The following is a 16,326-nucleotide window of genomic DNA, read 5'->3' as shown; positions in this document are numbered from 1 at the left end:
GCCGACCGCGTGGGACGCGGTCGGCCGATCGGGCGTGCGGGTCGGCGCCGGGTCAGCACTCCCGCGGACGCGGGACCGAACCGGCACGCCGGGATGTCACCAGCGCCACTCCTGCTGCCCGAACAGGTGCCCGGCCTTGATCCCGTGGTCGGCACACCAGGTCAGGAACTCGTCCACCTGCTTGAGCTGGTAGGTGTCCTCGTTGTAGGTGGTGGCCATCACGTGGCCCAGCCAGCTCTCCTCGCCCATCGCGTAGACGTACGCCTCGTTCGCCCCCAGCTCGGTCATGATCGCGGCGGCCTGCTCCGCGTTCGAGCCGGACAGCTTGCGGGACTTGCTCATCTTGCGGGTCACCGGCTTGGTCAGCAGCGCCTGGTAGAGCCAGGTCAGCGGCGCGCCGTCGCACTCCATGCCCAGGAACGCGTAGTGCGCGGTGCCCAGGTGGTTGCGCACGTGCCGGTAGAGCTGCGGGTCGATCCCGGAGGAGTCCGCACCCACGTACGCGGTGCGCCCGGCCAGCTCCACCCAGTACGTCGACTTGCCCCGAATGTCCAGGTCGCAGTGCTCGCCCAGGAACGGCGTGGCGACCACCTTGCCGCCCGGGAACGGCACCTCCTCGAAGTCGTCGACCTCGATCACGGGAAAGCCCATGTGCCGCAACATCAGCGCCATGGAGGGGTCCTCGAGGTTGCCGCGCGAGGGGCGCGGGACCACGATCGCACCGACCCGGCCGCGCAGTTGCAGCAGCGTCTCCAGCACGATGTGGTCCTGGTGGCCGTGCGTGATCAGCGCCAGGTCGATCCGGTCCGGCAGGTCGTCCAGGGTGTACCGGTCGCCGGCGGAGCTGTCCGCGCTGATGAACGGGTCGGTCACGATCGCCGCCTCGGGGGTCTGGAGTACCAGACACGCGTGCCCGAAGTAGCGGATCCGGCCGCCCGCCTCGATGTGCCGATCCTCGGCGAGACTGGGCCGATCGCTGAGCAGCGTACCCAGTTGTCCGGCCTGCGCGTCGTCGAGTTCGAGCGCCTCGCGCAGTCGGCCGAGCGTGCTCGCCGTGGTGCGGGCGCGGAACAACTCCTCGAGACCGGGATGCCGGAAGGGGATGGGCAGTTCCAGCACGTCCGGTCCGGGCAGCCGGGGCGTGCTCAGGATGAACGGCCGCTCGGTGCCCGGCTCCAGGGACAGTTGCACCGATTGTCGGGACTCGACGTACGCCTCGCTCGCGTAGGCCAGCGGCTCGATGAAGCGTACCGAGGCCTGGTTGTCGGTGTCGTAGGCCAACTCGACCAGGCCGCCCAGCTCGGGCGGGAGTTTGGGGTACAGCGGGGTCAGGTCGAACCCGGTGGCGTTGGCCCGCAGCAGCTCCTGCGCCTCGGCCACCGCAGCGGCCAGGCGCAGCATGTCCGCCCGTTCCCGCTTGATCGTCTCCAGCAACTCCTTGACCTCGGCCGAGCGTTCCGCGCCGATGTTGACGAAGTAGCCCCCGCGCAGCGCCGGGTTGTCACTGGCGGCGATGTGCACCTGGGGCGACTGCACGTACGACTCCAGCATCGGCACCTGGAGATAGGCCAGGTTCATCGCCGCCTGGATCGGCGCCACCGTGTGCAGCCAGGCGTAGAACCTGTCCACGAGTGGTTCGACGATGACCTTCGAGCGCAGGAAAACAGGTGTATCCGTCATCTGGGCACTCCGCTTCGAGGAGATCCGGGGAAATGGACGACCCTGGCGGGCAGACCAGGCAGCCATGGCGTGCGTGCGCCGCGTCGTGCGCCGCTCACGGCGGCGCGACCGGCGCCATCGGCGGACATCCGACGTCGGCCCTGGACGAAGGCGCCCGGGCAGAAGGGTGATGCGGGCACCGCCGCTGCCATTTTCGGACCGGTCGGGCGGACGGACAACCGCGCCTGCTCGTACAGGCGTTCAACTGCGGCGGCGCATCGGTTGAACGCCCGGGCCGGCCCGGGCGCCCGGGCCGCGGTGTACCCGCCGCCGCGGCCGGCCGGCCTGTCCGCCCCGTGTCGGCGCCGGTAGTGTCCGTGGGCCATGGGCCGGGTGCGGCGGCGCTCGCCGACGCCCTCGTCCGTTCCCGCAGCACGCACCTTCCCATGCCCGAGCACTTCCGCCCGGCCGCCGAAGGACACTCGCATGATCGATGACCTGGACCACGCGCCGGATCTGGTGACGCTGCTGCGCGGGCACGCGGCCGAGCGGCCGCAGGCCGAGGCGGTGGCCTTCCTCGCCGATCCGGACGACCCGGTGGGCGGATTGCGGCGCCGCACCTACGCCGAGTTGGACCGCGAGGCACGCGGCCGGGCCGCCTGGCTGCAACAGCGCCTCGCGCCGGGCTCGCGGGTGCTCCTGCTGCACCCCAACGGTCTCGAGTTCGTCGCGGCCTTCCTGGGCTGCCTGTACGCCGGGATGATCGCCATCCCGGCTCCCCTGCCGGGGCGATACCGGCATCAGCGGCAACGACTCGTCGGGATCGCGGCGGACGCCGGGATCGGCGCCGTGCTGACCACGTGCGCCGACGCGGCCGAGGTGCGCGAGTGGCTCGCCGGCTCCGGAACGGCCGACGTCCCGGTCGTCGCCGGCGACGAACCGGGCCTGGCCGACGACGCGGACGCCTGGACACCGGTGCCGCTGGACCGATCCACGACCGCTCTGCTGCAATACACCTCGGGCTCGACCGGCAGCCCCAAGGGCGTGGTCGTGCGGCACGGCAACATCCTGCACAACGCCCTCGCCGGGATGCGCGCCATGACCTGGCCCGAGGACATGCGGCTGGGCGGGTGGTTGCCGCTCTACCACGACATGGGCCTCAACGCCCAGTTGTTGTGGGGCCTGCTGGCCGGCGGCAGCACCGTGCAGATGCAGCCGAGCGCCTTCGTGCGACGCCCGTTGCGCTGGTTGCGGCTGATCGACGCGTACGGCGTCAACGTCTCGTTCGCGCCCAACTTCGCCTTCGAGCTGTGCCTGCGCAAGATCGGCGAGGCGGACGTGGCCGGCCTGGACCTGTCCCGCTGGGACGTGGCGGTGTGCGGCTCGGAGCCGATCGACCCGCGCGTGCTGGCCGCGTTCGCGCAGCGGTTCGCCCCGGCCGGCTTCCGGCCGCAGTCCCTGCTGCCCGGCTACGGCCTGGCCGAGGCCACGTTGTACGTGTCCGGGCGGCGCGGACGGACGCCGCTGACCACACGCGTGGACCTGGGCGCGCTCGCCCGGGGCACGTTCGTGCCCGCGACGCGGGGCGGGGCCACGCGCGAGGTGATCAGCTGCGGCCCGCCCACCGAGGCGTGCGAGATCCGCGTGGTGGATCCGGACTCGCGCGAGGTGCTGCCCGAGGGCCGCCTGGGCGAGATCTGGGTGCGCGGACCGGGCGTCGCGGGCGGCTACTGGGGGCACGGCGACGGCGGCGGCGTGTTCGGCGCGCGCACCGCGCCCGGCGAGGACGACGGCGACTATCTGCGCACCGGCGACCTGGGGGTGCTCCACGACGGCGAGTTGTACGTACAGGGTCGCCTCAAGGACATGCTGATCGTGCACGGGCGCAACGTGTATCCGCAGGACGTGGAGCAGGAGTTGCGCGTCCATCACCCGGAACTGGGACGGGTGGGCGTGGTGTTCGACACCGGCACCAACGGTTCGACGGCCGGGTCCGCCGAGGTCGTGGTCACCCACGAGGTGACCGGGGTGCCCCAGGAGCGCCTGCCCGCGCTCGCGGCCGCGATGCGCCACACCGTGGGCCGCGAGTTCGGCGTGCGGGTGGGCACCGTGGCGCTGCTCAGCCCGGGCACCGTGTTGCGCACCACCAGTGGCAAGGTCCAGCGCTCGGCGATGCGCGAGTTGTTCCACGAGGGCCGGTTGGCCTCGCTCTACCGGGATCCGCAGTAGCCGTCCGCGCCGGCGCGCGGGATCGGATCGGATCGATCCCCGCGCCGCGCGGCGCCGTGACCAAGGAGCCGCACATGCCCGCTTCTCCCGCGCACGTCCTGCGGGCCGAGTTGCAGAGCTGGCTCTGCGACTTTCTGGCCGAGGAGTTGAAGCTCTCGCGCGACGCGATCGATCCCGGCACGCCGATGACCGACTACGGGCTGGACTCGGTGGCGGCGTTGTCCGTGCTCGCCGAGGCCGAGGAGCGGGTGGGTTTCGAGATCGAACCGGACGCGCTCTGGGAGTTCCCGACGGTCGCCGCGTTCACCGAGTCGTTGGTGGGCCGGATGGTGGCGGCGGACGCGACGGTCGGCGGCGACGGGCCACCGTGAACAACACGCCCAGCAGCATGCCGCCGACCACGCACACCAGCACGCCCGCCCGGGTGTCGAGCAGGAAGGCCAGGACGATCGCGGTGGCGTAGAGCATCGGGCCGGCCACCCGCACGGTGCGATTCATGACTGCCTCGATCTCAAGGGAGCGTGGGGGCCGGCAGCGGCCGGCCGGCGGATCGGGCGGTGGTCGCGCAGTCGTGGATCGGCCGGCCGCTGCCGTGCCACACGGACAGGGCGTACGCGCTGAACGGGTAGTGGATCCGGGCCCGCGGCACCGCGACCCGGCCCCGGACCGGACCGGCGTCGCTATCGGTGTCCACGCCGACGCCGGTGCCGGTGTCCGTGTCGGCGGCGATCTCGTCGTCGGCCGGGGGGACGTCGCCGTGCTCGCGCAGGATCGCCCACAGCGCGCCGGGCACCGCGAACTCGTGCGTCTCGGCCACCTTGTGGATGCCGGCCCGGAACACCGCGGCGGCGGCCAGGTCCAGCTCCGTCACCCGGTCCAGCTCCGCGCGCTCGGGCAGCCGGGCCGCCGCGACCGGGTCCGCGCCCAGCCGCTCGTAGAGGAAGTCCACCGCCGCGTACGCGTGTTGCCGAGCCCGGTCGGGGTTGCGCACCACGCGGTGCAGGATCGCCTGGTAGTGCACCTCCTCGTGGATCAACTCGTCGCCGAGTTCGGCGTACAGCGCCTCGCGCGGGAAGCGCTCGGGTTCGCGCCACGAGCGGGTGTAGTCGCCGAACCAGTACGCGGCGATCGGGTCGGGGTTGCCCGCGCGCAGGTGTTCGCCCAGCGCCGCGACCAGGTCGACCGTGCGCGTGCCGGTGGTGTGCGCGAGCACGCGCAGCGTGCAGCGCAACAGGCACTTGTGGAACAGCGTGAGCGGGATGCGCAGTTCCATGCCGCGCAGCCAGTCCTCGAAGTCCATCCGGGCGTGGCCGGTGACCACGTCGGCGATCAGGTCGGTGTTGCCCGGGTCGCACGGCATGCGTCGGGTGCTCAGCGCGTGCTCGTCGCGAAAGCGCGCGTGCGTGTAGTCGGTGTTGTTGAGCAGCAGCAGCGGGTAGACCACCGGCGATCCGCCCGCGGCGACCGCCTCCTCGACGCCGTCCAGGTGGGTGGCCAGCGACTCGCCGGGCAGGCCCCAGATCAGATCGGTGTAGGTCGGGATGCCCCGGTCGCGGAACTGCCGTTGCATGCGCCGGTAGTTGTCCACCCGGATGTTGGTGCGGTTGGCCAGTTGCAGCACCTCGGCGTCGAAGGACTGCGCGGACAGCGTGATCGCGCCGGTCAGGCCGGCCCGGTGCAGGATCGAGGCGATCTCCACGACGCGCCCGTTGGTGTTCTTGGCCCAGTTGGTCATCACCAGCAGCCGTTTGCGGTGCCGCGCGCACAACTCGACCAGGTGCCGGGCGATCTCGGTGTCGCGCGGCAGGATGCCGAAGTTGGCGTCCGCGATGAACAGTTGGGTGCCGTTGCCGGCGTGCGTGACGATCCGCTCGAGTTCGGCCCGGATGCGCTCCAGCGAGTATTGGCGGACCTTGGAGTTGGTGGCGCCGCCCCAGTAGCAGAACGCGCACGAGTACGGACAACCCCGGTTGGTCTCGTAGACGATCATCCGGGACGCGGCCAGATCCTGGTCCGACCACACGCCCGGATCCAGCAGCGGGGACGGGAGCGCGTCCAGGTCGCTCACCCGAGGCGCGGCGTCGGTGTCGATCGGGCGCCCGTTCGGCCCGGGCCGGCTGATCCCGGGGATCGCGGCCAACGCAGCGCCGAGCGTGGGGTCGGCGAGCGGGACCTCGGGGTGTGCCAGGAACGCCGACAGCAGGTCCCGAAAGCGCAACTCGCCCTCGCCGTGCACGAGTACGTCCACCCAGGGCGCCTGGGCGAACAGCTCGCGCTGCTGGTGGGTGACGTCGTTGCCGCCGACCACGATCCGACAGCGCGGCCAGCGCTCCTTGACCCGCCGGGCCAGCTCCAACGTGCGGACCCGGTTCCAGAAGTAGACGGTGAAGGCGACCGCGAGCGGGTCGTCCAGGCTGTCCAGCACGGTTCGGGCGGCGCGCGGGTAGGCGCCGCCGCCCTGCAGGTGCACGTGCTTGTGGAAGGTCGTCGCGGCGGCCAGCCCGGGATCGGCCTGGGCCGCCGCCTGGAGCTGCCCGAGCACGGCGCTGTAGCGGACGCCGGGCATCACGGTCAGCTCGACCAGGTGGACCTGGCGGCGACGGGCCGGTGCGGCGGGCGACGGCGACATCCGGGGAGCCTCCTGCTGGGGTCGGTGGCGACGCGATGGGCCCGCGGGTGCTCAGGTGACCGAGAGGGCGTAGTCGCCGTAGGCGATCAGTTGCACGCCGGTGCCCGGGGTGGCGGCCGGCGGGATGTGGCTGAGCGAGACCACCAGGCGGTCGACCACGTACTGCGGCGCGCGGGCTCCCTCGGGACTGCCCGCGAGCGCGGCCTCGCGGCTGCCCGCGTCCAGCGGTACGCCGTCCTTGCCGCCGGAGGCGGTCATCGTGTCCCGGACCTGGACGGCGGTGAAGGCGAGCACGCCGCCGTCGCGGGTGCGCAGCAGGAACGTCGGGTAGCGCGGCGCGTCGGCCGGGATCACCCGCTCCAGCAGGGCGCCCTTGGCGCGCAGCGCCTGCACTCCGGCGGTCCACCCGCCGGTGAGCTGCCCGGTGAGCGTCTTGGTCGGCGACAGCGGCACCTTGGGGTCGCGCTTGCCCTGGGCGTAGTCCTGGTACGCGCGCCCCAGCGCGGCCGGGTCGGCGAGCAGACCGGCGGTATCGGCGACCGCCGGGGCCCCGCCGCCGGCGTCCTGTTCCAGTTCGGGGATCTCGGAGCGGTCGGTGACGAACGGGTAGTAGGCGACCTTCCACGGCGCGTCCTCGCGCTCCTGCACGAACAGCAGGTACTTGGGCGAGGGGGAGACCGTGTCGGACTGGAGCAGTTGGGTGATCGCCACGAAGAACTTCGGATAGCCGGTCAGTCGGGGGAAGACGAACCTGGGCTGCACGTATCCGGTCGTGGGCACCACGACCGCCTGGGTCTTGGCCACCTGGAGTCCGGCCTTGCTGCCGGTCGAGGCGGGCGGCAGTTCGATCGCGTCCACCGCGGCCGGGTCCAGGCTCGCGTTGATCCGGGTGTTGGCCGCGGCGTACTCGTGCAGCAGCCGGGTGGCCTGTTCCACGCCCACCGGGGGCGCGGCACCCTGGGGTTTGGCCGGTTTGGGGTCGTCGGCGGGGGTGTCCCCGCAGCCGGCCAGCACGGCGCCGGCGACCAGCACGGCCGCGACGAGCGCGGCCAGCCGGCGGCGAACGCCCGAGGCCGCCCGGCGGGCTTCGCCGGGCGCGGCGGTAACGCGCACCGGGAGGGGGCGCGGTGCGCGCACATCCGGCGCGGCAGGTCCGGGCATCTGTCTCCGCCTCGGGTCGGTGGAACGGGGCGGTTCCGACGCCGCGGGAGGACGACTCCCGGGGCGCCGGAACCGGCTGTACGGACAGCGGTGGATCAGGGGGTCTCCCCCGTGCCGATCGGGTGCGGGCGCGGGCGATCACGTGCGGGCGCGGGTGCGGCCGATCGGCACTCGATCGGGCGTCGATCGGTGCTCACGCGGCCGATCGGGCCTGGATCAGGTGCTGGTGCAGCACGGCGAGCAGGAGCAGCTGTACGCGTCGCCGCCGGCGACCGAGTCCAGGTCGGCCTCGGACAACTCGCGCGTCTCCAGCAACGGCGAGTCCAGCACCCACAGTTCGTATCGACCGGTCTTGGCGCCCTCCGCCCAGGCGTGCACCTGGGCCTCCAGGTCGGGCTCGCCACCGGCCTCACGGATGATGCTGACCGTGGCACCGGCGGGTAGCTCGAAGCCCATTTCCGCGAGGGCGGCTCGCGGGTCCGATTCCAAGCGGGCCGCGTAGTCGTCGTCCGACCACGCCGAGGTCAGCACCTTGGCGTAGAAGCCGACGAACGCGGCTCTTTCCCTGGGCTCCATGCGAGCCTTCCTCTCCGCGACGTCGGTCGGGTGCGCTGCCGATCAGGTGCAGCAGCAGCACGGAGAACAGCAGCAGCAGTACGTGGTGTCGTCGGGGTTCTGCGGCGAGTCCAGGCCGCCGCCGGCGACCGACTCGAGGTCGGCCTCGGAGAGCTCGCGCAGCTCGATCTGCGGCGAGTTGGGCACCCGCAGCTCGTACGAGCCGGTCTCGGCGCCGCTCTCCCACAGCTCGACCTGGCTGTCCAGGTCCGGCTCGCCGCCGAGGTTGCGCACGATGCGCACCGTGGCGCCGGCGGGCAGTTCGAGGCCGTGCTCGGCCAGCGCGGAGCGCGGGTCGTTCTCGAGCCGGGCCGCGTACTCGTCGTCCGACCAGGCCGCGGTCAACACCTTCGTGTAGGACCTGACGAACGCGGCCCTGTCCCTGGGGTCCATCCGAATCTCCTTCATGGGGTCCGACTTCGGGTCGTGCAGCGAATTCCGCGCCGATTCGAATCGGTCCGGAATAACGATGTCTCACCTGCTCGGCGCCTGTTTCACGCCGGATTCGGATCGACGTCGGCTGCGATACCGGAAGCATGCGGAGGCGGCCGGCAGCCCGTCAATGCCCGAATTCATAATTGCCGGATCCCATGATTACGGCGCCCCTCCCCCACCTCCCACCCCTCACCTCCCGCAGGTCAAAGCGCCGGTCCGGGAGGCTAATCGGGGCACCCCCCAACGTTAGGCGGCACCCCCCGATAGGGATCCGAGGAGCACCCCCATACCCGAGTGCGCGAGTACCGGAGAAACAGCGGGGAATCGCCGAAACGACCTTGTCCGGGCGTATCGGCGGCGGCTAAGAATTACCGGCAGCAGCCGTCGACGCCGCTCGTGGAATTTCGACTACGCCGGGAGAGAATTCGTGGACCTGCCTCGTCTCAAGGCACATCTCGTCGCTCGCGCCTTCGGTCCCGACCGGGTCTTCCTCGTCTGCGAGGACGGCCACTACCTCGTCCAGGGCAAGGCGGTCACCGCCGTGTTGCCGTATCTCGACGGCACGCACACCATCGCGGAGATCACCGAGAAGCTGGCCGAACGCTTCACCATGGGTGAGGTGGTCTTCGCCGTCTCCAAGTTCCAGCGCTTCGGACACCTGGTGGACGGCGCGGTGGGCGAGGACCGGGCCGCCGCCGCGGCCTGGGAGGGCCTGGGACTGGACACCGCGACGGCGCTGCGCCGGCTCGGCGAGGCCCGGATCGAGGTCGCCGCGCTGGGCGCGGTGGACGCCGCCGCCGTGGTCGCCGCGCTGCGCGAGATCGGCGCGACGGTGACCCCGGTGACCCCGGCCGAGGTCGGCGCCGGGGCGAGTGGGGGACGGCGCGGACCGGACCTGACGGTGGTGCTCACCGACGACTACCTCGACCCCCGACTGGACGCGATGGACGCCCGGTTGCGTGCCGAGGGGCTGCCGTGGCTGCTCGCCAAGCCCACCGGCGCCGAGGTGTGGACCGGCCCCTACCTGGTACCCGGGAAGACCGGCTGCTGGCACTGCCTGGCCCACCGGCTGGCCGGCAACCAGCAGGTGGAAACCTTCCTGCGGCGGCGCGACGACGGCACCGTCGCGGACGAGCCGATCCGCACGTCGCTGGCCGCCACCGCGTGGTCGGTGGGCCTGTCCGCGCACCTGGTGGCGGCGTCCGCCGCCGAACTGCTGGCCGCGGGCCGCTCCGACCACGAGGGCGTGCTGGTCTCGCTGCACGTCGCCGGCCGGCGCCTGGAACAACACCGCCTGATCCGCCGACCCCAGTGTCCGGCCTGCGGCGACCCCTCGCTCCTGCTCGACCGGGATCCCCGCATCGAACTCGCCGACCAGCCGGTGGTGTTCGACGACGAGGGCGGCCACCGCACGATGCGCCCGGACGACACGTTCAAGCGCCTGGAGAAGCACATCAGCCGGCTGCTCGGCGCGATCAGCTCGCTGCGCCTGCTCAACGACGTCGACAACGGCGTCACCTTCAGCTACTCGGCGAGCCACAACTTCGCGGTCCCCGGGCACAACATCGCGATGTTGCGGCGCAACCTGCGCGGGCAGAGCGGCGGCAAGGGCCGCAGTGACGTCCAGGCCCGGGTCAGCGGGGTCTGCGAGGCGATCGAGCGCTACTCGGGCGTGTGGCGCGAGGACCGCACCACCGAGCCGGGCTCGTTCGCCGAACTGGGCCCGGACCTGGCCGTGCACCCCTACGACCTGTTGTTGTACTCCGACAACCAGTACGAGACGCGCGAGAGGTGGAACCGCGAATCCGCCGGACGGCTGCACCTGGTGCCCGAGCGCTTCGACGAGGACCGGCGCCTGCAGTGGTCCCGCGCGTGGTCGCTGACCGGCGACCGGCCCCGCCTGGTACCGGCCGGCTACTCCTGGTTCGGCCACCCCGACCTGCACGAGCACTTCTTCTGCTTCAGCGACGGCAACGGCAACGCCTCCGGGAACACCCTCGAAGAGGCGATCATGCAGGGCCTGTTCGAGAGCTGCGAGCGGGACGCGGTCGGCCTGTGGTGGTACAACCGGGCGCTGCGCCCCGGCTTCGACCTGGACTCGCTGCGCGAGCCGTACGTGGACACCCTGCGCGAGTTCTACGCCGGGATGCAGCGCACCCTGGAGGTCGTCGACATCACCACCGACCTGGGTGTGCCCACGTTCGCCGCGGTCTCGCGGCGCACCGACCACCCGGTGGAGGACATCCTGCTGGGCTTCGGCGCGCACCTGGACGTACGGATCGCGGTGCTGCGCGCGCTCACCGAGGTCAACCAGTTCCTCCCGGCGGTGATCAACCGCAACCCGGACGGCACCACCAAGTACTGGGAGGACGACCCGCACACCCTGGCCTGGCTGCACACCGCCACCGCCGAGCGCGAGCCGTGGGCGCTGCCCGCGCCGCACCTGCCGGCCACCACCCTGGCCGGCTACGGAACCCTGCACAGCGGCGACATCGCGCGCGACATCCGCAACACGGTGGACCGGCTGCGCGCGGTCGACCTGGAGGTGATCGTGCTCGACCAGTCGCTGCCCGACCTGGAGCTGCACGTGGCCAAGGTGATGGTGCCGGGGCTGCGGCACTTCTGGCGGCGCCTGGGTCCGGGCCGGATGTACGACACCCCGGTGCGGCTCGGCTGGCTCGACGCGCCCACGCCCGAGGCCGAACTCAACCCGTACAGCGTCTTCTTCTGAGCACCCGGGCGGCCCGGGAGCGCGGCCTCGTGCCGCGCCCCGGGCCGGCCGGCTCCGGCCTCGCGCCCCGGACCGGCCGCACCGCCCGCCCCGGCGCGCCCCGTACGGCCCGACCTGCCCCGGAGGTTTCATGACCAGCCTCGGCACCCCGCCCGCGGCGGCGGTCGCCACACCCACCGAGTCCGCGCCGGTGGAGCGCGTCGGCCTGCATCCCGGCGCCCGGGTGAGCACCGCCGCCAACGGCGCGACACTGCTCTTCCTCGGCCCGCGCGGGCTGACACTGGGCGTGCTCACGCCGGGCGTCGCGGCGGCCGTCGCGCTGCTCGCCGCGCACCCGTGTCTCGAGGACGACCTGCATCGGGTGGTCCTCGCGCGCGACGGCGAGGCGGCGCTGCTCGAGCTGCCCGCGCTGCTGCGCCGGCTGCGCGCCGGCGGCTGGCTGAGCATCCGCCTGGAGGTGGCCGGCCGCCCCCTGCTGACGCTGCGTCCGCTCGCGCCGCCCGCGCCGCGGGCCGCGCGCGGCACCGCGGCCGTGGACCGGACCCGGCTGCGGTTGTCCCGCTTCGCGGTGCTGCGCCGCGACGGCGAACACACCGTCCTGGAGTCGCCGTTGGCCCCGGTCGCCGCCGACCTGCTCGACCCGGGGCTGGCCGCGCTGCTCGCCGGCCTGCCGCACCGGGCCGCCGCATCGCCGCCGGGCGTCGGCCGCGCGCTGGACCTGCTGGCCCGGCACGGCCTGCTGGTGGATCCCGAGGCCGAGGACGCCGATCCGGACCGGGCCCAGTGGTCGCCGCACGAGTTGTGGTTCCACGGCCGCACCCGCGCCGGGCGCCACGACCTGCCGTACGGCGGCACCTACTGGCGGGCCGCCTCGGCGCCGCCGCTGCCCGCGGTGCGCCCGGCGTTCCCCGGCGACGCGATCGACCTGCCGCGCCCGGACCTGGACGCGGTGCGCCGCGCGGACCCCACCCTCACCGAGGTGTTGGAGGGCCGCCGCTCGATCCGCGCGCACGACGACGCGGCGCCGCTGACCCTGGACCGGCTCGGCGAGTTCCTGTACCGCACGGCCCGCAACCGGGCGATCTTCCACGAGGAGCGCCAGGAGATCGGCGACCGCCCCTACCCCTCGGGCGGGCGCTGCCACGAGTTGGAGCTGTACCCGCTGATCAACAACGTCGAGGGCATCGAGCCCGGGCTCTACCACTACGACCCGCGGGAACATCGCCTCGAACGCGTCGCCGAACCCGGCCCCGCGGTGCACCGGCTGTCCGAGGTGGCCCGCGCCACGTCCTTGATGACCGCGCCGCCGCAGGTGGTGCTGGTGGTGAGCGCGCGCTTCGGCCGGGTGATGTGGAAGTACCAGACGATGGGCTACGCGCTCGTGCTCAAGCACGTGGGTGTGCTCTACCAGACCATGTACCTGGTGGCGACCGCGATGGGCCTGGCCGCGTGCGGGCTCGGCGGCGGCGACTCCGACATGTTCGCGCTGGCCACCGGCAACCGGTGGGAACACGAGGGCAGCGTCGGCGAGTTCCTGCTCGGCACGATCGGCCCCGAGCCGCACCGGGTCGAACCCGATCACACCGAACGCGATCGCCCCGAGCCGCACCGGGTCGAACCCGATCACACCGAACGCGATCACCGCGAGCCGGACCGCGTCGCACCGAGCCGGGTCGAGCCGGACCACCCCGAGCGCGCCGGTCCGACGGGAGGCCGCGATGCACTTTCGTCGTGAGGCCCTGGAGGCGCTGAAGGCACCCGAGGAACTGGACGCGCCGATCCGCCTGGCCCGCCCCCGCGCGTGGGCCCTGCTGCTGGCCCTGGCCCTGCTGGTCGGCTGCGCCGCCGGGTGGTCGGCGACCGGCACCCTCCCGCGCAAGGTGAAGGTGCCCGGCATCCTGACCCACCCCTTGGGCGTCTCGCGGGTGCAGAGCCCGCAGACCGGCCTGGTGTCCAACCTGTTCGTGGATTCGGCGACGCTGGTGCCCAAGGGCACCCCGGTGTTGTCCGTGGTCGACCAGCAGGGCGCCACCCAGATCGTCCGCGCGCCGTTCGCGGGCCGGGTGATCGGCGTCCTGGTCTCCAGCGGCCAGTACATCTCGGTGGGCACCACGTTCATGACCGTCGAGCGCACCGACGCCAACGACGACCGGCTGCTGGCCACGCTGTTCGTCTCGCCGCGCAGTGCCGGCATGTTGCGCCCGGGCACCCAGGTGGACGTGTCCGTACAGTCCGCGCCCTCCCAGGCGTTCGGGCTGCTGCGCGGCCGGATCACCGCGATCGACCAGTTCCCCTACACCGCCCAGCAGGTGACCGACTTCCTCGGCGGCGACCAGCAGGCCGCGGCCCGACTGTTGTCCGCCGGCGGCGCGGTCCGGGTCACCGTCGACCTGGAGACCGATCCGCGCACGCTCAGCGGCTATCGGTGGACCAACAAGTCCGGTCCGCCGTTCCGGATCGACTCGCAGACCCCCATCACCGGCTTCGCCCGCCTGCCGGGCGAGCGCCCGCTCGATTGGCTGCTTCCTGGATGACCACCACCTCGCCCCCGCCGGCCGGGGCACCGACCGGACCGCCCGCCCCGGCGGAGCCCGCAGGACGCCGCCGCGAGTCCGGCGAACGCCGGACGTCGGTCCGCACCCCCACGGTCATCCAGTTGGAGGCCGTCGAATGCGGCGCCGCCGCGCTGGCCATGGTGCTCGCCCACTTCGGGCGCCACGTGCCGCTGGAGGAACTGCGCCACGCGTGCGGCGTCTCCCGGGACGGCGCCAAGGCGGCGAACCTGCTGCGCGCGGCGCGCGCGTACGGCCTGACCGCGCGCGGCATGCAGATGGAGACCGCCGCGCTGGTCCGCGGCCGGCCGCCCGCCATCCTGTTCTGGAAGTTCAACCACTTCGTGGTCTACGAGGGCCCGGCCCGCCGGCTCGGCCGCCCGGTGATGCGCCTCAACGACCCGGCGCAGGGTCGCCGGGTGGTCACCCTCGAGGAGTTCGATGCCGCGTTCACCGGCATCGTGCTCACCTTCGAGCCCGGCCCGGACTTCCGCCGCGGCGGGCACTCGCCCCGACTGCTCGCCGACCTGGGGGCGCGCTATCGCAGCAGCGGCGGCGCGCTGCTGCTCGCGTTGCTGGCCAGCCTGCTGCTGATCCTGCCCGGACTGGCCGCTCCCGCCTTCACCCGGGTGTACATCGACCGGGTCCTCACCGGCGGGGACCACTCGTTCCTGCCCGCGCTGCTCGCCTCGATGGGGCTGGCCGCGGTGGTCACGGTCGGGCTGACCATGCTGCAACAGACCCACCTGCTGCGCGTCGAGTCCGCGTCCTCGATCCGCAGCTCGGTACGCGTGGTGCGCCATCTGCTGCGCCTGCCCGTGGTGTTCTTCACCCAGCGCAGCCCCGCCGAGATCGGCAAACGGGTCTCCTCGAACGCCACCATCGCCCAGATCCTGTCCCGCGACGTGGCCACCACCGCGGTCAGCACGCTCCTGGTGATGGTCTACGCGGGCCTGCTGTGGACCTACGACGCGCAGCTCACCGTGGTCGGGGTGGGCGTGGCGATGCTCAACATCGTGGTGCTCAAGCTGGTCTCGCGGATGCGCACGGACACCGTGGCCCGGCTGCGCGCGGACCGCTCCGGTCTGGTCGCCGCCTCGTACAACGGCCTGCAACTGATCGAGACACTCAAGGCCTCCGGCGCCGAGGGCGACTACTTCAAGCGCTGGGCCGGGTTCCAGGCCCGGGTGGTGTCCGGACAGCAGACCCTGGGCGCGCCCACCTCGGTCCTGGCCGTGGTCCCGCCGCTGCTGGCCGCGGTGGACAGCGGCCTGCTGTTGTGGATCGGCGGACTGCGGGCGATCGACGGGCACATGTCGATCGGCCTGCTGGTCGCCTTCCAGACACTGGTCAACTCGTTCAGCCGGCCGGTGGCCCAACTCGCCAACCTCGGGCCGCGCCTGCAGGACGTGACCGCCGACCTGCACCGGCTCAAGGACATCGAGAAGTTCCCGCCCGCTCCCGAGTTCCTGGAGGACGAACCGGCCCGCCGGGCCCGGTTCGGGAACGGGCACGACACCACCCCGGTGCTCGCCGGCCGGGTCGAACTCTCCCATGTCACCTTCGGCTACAGCCCGTTGGGCAAGCCGCTCCTGGACGACTTCTCGCTGCGGGTGGGCCCGGGCGAGCGGGTCGCGCTGGTGGGCGGGTCGGGCAGCGGCAAATCGACGGTGAGCCGGTTGATCGCCGGCCTGTACGAGCCGTGGAGCGGCGAGTTGCTCTTCGACGGCCGGCCCCGACGGGACTACCCGCGCGATGTGATGGGCACCGCGGTCGCGTTCGTGGACCAGGACATCTTCCTCTTCGAGGGCACCGTGCGCGACAACGTCACCCTGTGGGACGACTCGATCCCGGACGAGGCGGTGGTGGCCGCGCTGCGCGACGCGGCCGTGTACGACGTGGTCGCGGCCCGCCCGGGCACCATCCACAGCCCGATGGCCGAGGGCGGCAAGAACTTCTCCGGCGGCCAGCGGCAGCGCCTGGAGATCGCCCGCGCACTGGTCCGCAATCCCAGTGTGCTGGTCCTCGACGAGGCCACCAGCGCGCTGGACGCGCAGACCGAGGCGACCATCGACGACAACCTGCGCCGGCGGGGCTGTGCGTGCGTGATCATCGCGCACCGCCTGTCCACGGTGCGCGACAGCGACGAGATCGTCGTGCTCGAACAGGGCCGGGTCGCGCAACGCGGCAGCCACCACGCGCTGGCCGCCGTCGCCGGGCCGTACGCCGAACTCATCCGCGACCAGTAGACGCCGGCCGAGGCGCGGATCCACCCGTGCCCGGCCGACCCCGACCTCGACGCCGTGCCCGTCACG

12 protein-coding genes are annotated in these 16,326 nt (G+C 72.7%); 6 read left to right on the top strand and 6 right to left on the bottom strand.

Annotation, left to right across the window (positions count from 1 at the left end):
• Positions 1–96 precede the first annotated feature (96 nt).
• Complete coding sequence (locus ACWCPW_RS40135) at positions 97–1,680, bottom strand: MBL fold metallo-hydrolase (protein ID WP_449766542.1); 1,584 nt, start codon at positions 1,678–1,680, stop codon at positions 97–99.
• A 465-nt stretch (positions 1,681–2,145) separates the two neighbouring features.
• On the opposite strand from ACWCPW_RS40135, the gene ACWCPW_RS40130 reads away from it, so the two are divergent.
• Positions 2,146–3,888, top strand: a complete 1,743-nt coding sequence (locus ACWCPW_RS40130) for a fatty acyl-AMP ligase (RefSeq protein ID WP_449766541.1) — start codon at positions 2,146–2,148, stop codon at positions 3,886–3,888.
• A gap of 74 nt (positions 3,889–3,962) precedes the next feature.
• Complete coding sequence (locus ACWCPW_RS40125) at positions 3,963–4,259, top strand: acyl carrier protein (protein ID WP_449766540.1); 297 nt, start codon at positions 3,963–3,965, stop codon at positions 4,257–4,259.
• Here ACWCPW_RS40125 and ACWCPW_RS40120 read toward each other — a convergent pair.
• The 5 genes from ACWCPW_RS40120 to ACWCPW_RS40100 all read right to left on the bottom strand — a co-directional run bounded on the left by ACWCPW_RS40120 (position 4,192) and on the right by ACWCPW_RS40100 (position 8,686).
• Entirely contained in the window at positions 4,192–4,386 is a 195-nt protein-coding gene (locus ACWCPW_RS40120) for a hypothetical protein (protein WP_449766539.1), read from the bottom strand. The genes ACWCPW_RS40125 and ACWCPW_RS40120 overlap by 68 nt on opposite strands.
• A 13-nt stretch (positions 4,387–4,399) precedes the next feature.
• A complete protein-coding gene (locus ACWCPW_RS40115) occupies positions 4,400–6,517 on the bottom strand; it encodes a radical SAM protein (protein WP_449766538.1) in 2,118 nt (705 codons plus the stop codon).
• Between the two features lie 51 nt (positions 6,518–6,568).
• Entirely contained in the window at positions 6,569–7,678 is a 1,110-nt protein-coding gene (locus ACWCPW_RS40110; RefSeq protein ID WP_449766537.1) for a hypothetical protein, read from the bottom strand.
• 216 nt (positions 7,679–7,894) lie between these two features.
• Positions 7,895–8,254, bottom strand: coding sequence for a hypothetical protein (locus ACWCPW_RS40105; protein ID WP_395868007.1), 360 nt, complete (start codon positions 8,252–8,254; stop codon positions 7,895–7,897).
• Positions 8,255–8,296: 42 nt separating this feature from the next.
• Positions 8,297–8,686: a hypothetical protein gene (locus ACWCPW_RS40100; RefSeq protein ID WP_449766536.1), complete on the bottom strand. Its 390-nt coding sequence runs from the start codon at positions 8,684–8,686 to the stop codon at positions 8,297–8,299.
• A 469-nt stretch (positions 8,687–9,155) separates the two neighbouring features.
• On the opposite strand from ACWCPW_RS40100, the gene ACWCPW_RS40095 reads away from it, so the two are divergent.
• The 4 genes from ACWCPW_RS40095 to ACWCPW_RS40080 all read left to right on the top strand — a co-directional run bounded on the left by ACWCPW_RS40095 (position 9,156) and on the right by ACWCPW_RS40080 (position 16,260).
• Positions 9,156–11,459: a TOMM precursor leader peptide-binding protein gene (locus ACWCPW_RS40095; RefSeq protein ID WP_449766535.1), complete on the top strand. Its 2,304-nt coding sequence runs from the start codon at positions 9,156–9,158 to the stop codon at positions 11,457–11,459.
• Between the two features lie 130 nt (positions 11,460–11,589).
• Complete coding sequence (locus ACWCPW_RS40090) at positions 11,590–13,194, top strand: SagB family peptide dehydrogenase (RefSeq protein WP_449766534.1); 1,605 nt, start codon at positions 11,590–11,592, stop codon at positions 13,192–13,194.
• Complete coding sequence (locus tag ACWCPW_RS40085; protein ID WP_395868014.1) at positions 13,178–13,993, top strand: HlyD family efflux transporter periplasmic adaptor subunit; 816 nt, start codon at positions 13,178–13,180, stop codon at positions 13,991–13,993. The genes ACWCPW_RS40090 and ACWCPW_RS40085 overlap by 17 nt, the downstream gene beginning before the upstream one ends.
• Entirely contained in the window at positions 13,990–16,260 is a 2,271-nt protein-coding gene (locus ACWCPW_RS40080; RefSeq protein ID WP_449766533.1) for an NHLP family bacteriocin export ABC transporter peptidase/permease/ATPase subunit, read from the top strand. The genes ACWCPW_RS40085 and ACWCPW_RS40080 overlap by 4 nt, the downstream gene beginning before the upstream one ends.
• The last annotated feature ends 66 nt before the right edge of the window (positions 16,261–16,326 follow it).

This window comes from Embleya sp. NPDC001921 (assembly GCF_053594475.1).
Note: the sequence above shows the minus strand (reverse complement) of the source record. Positions and strands in the feature narration are given on the sequence as shown.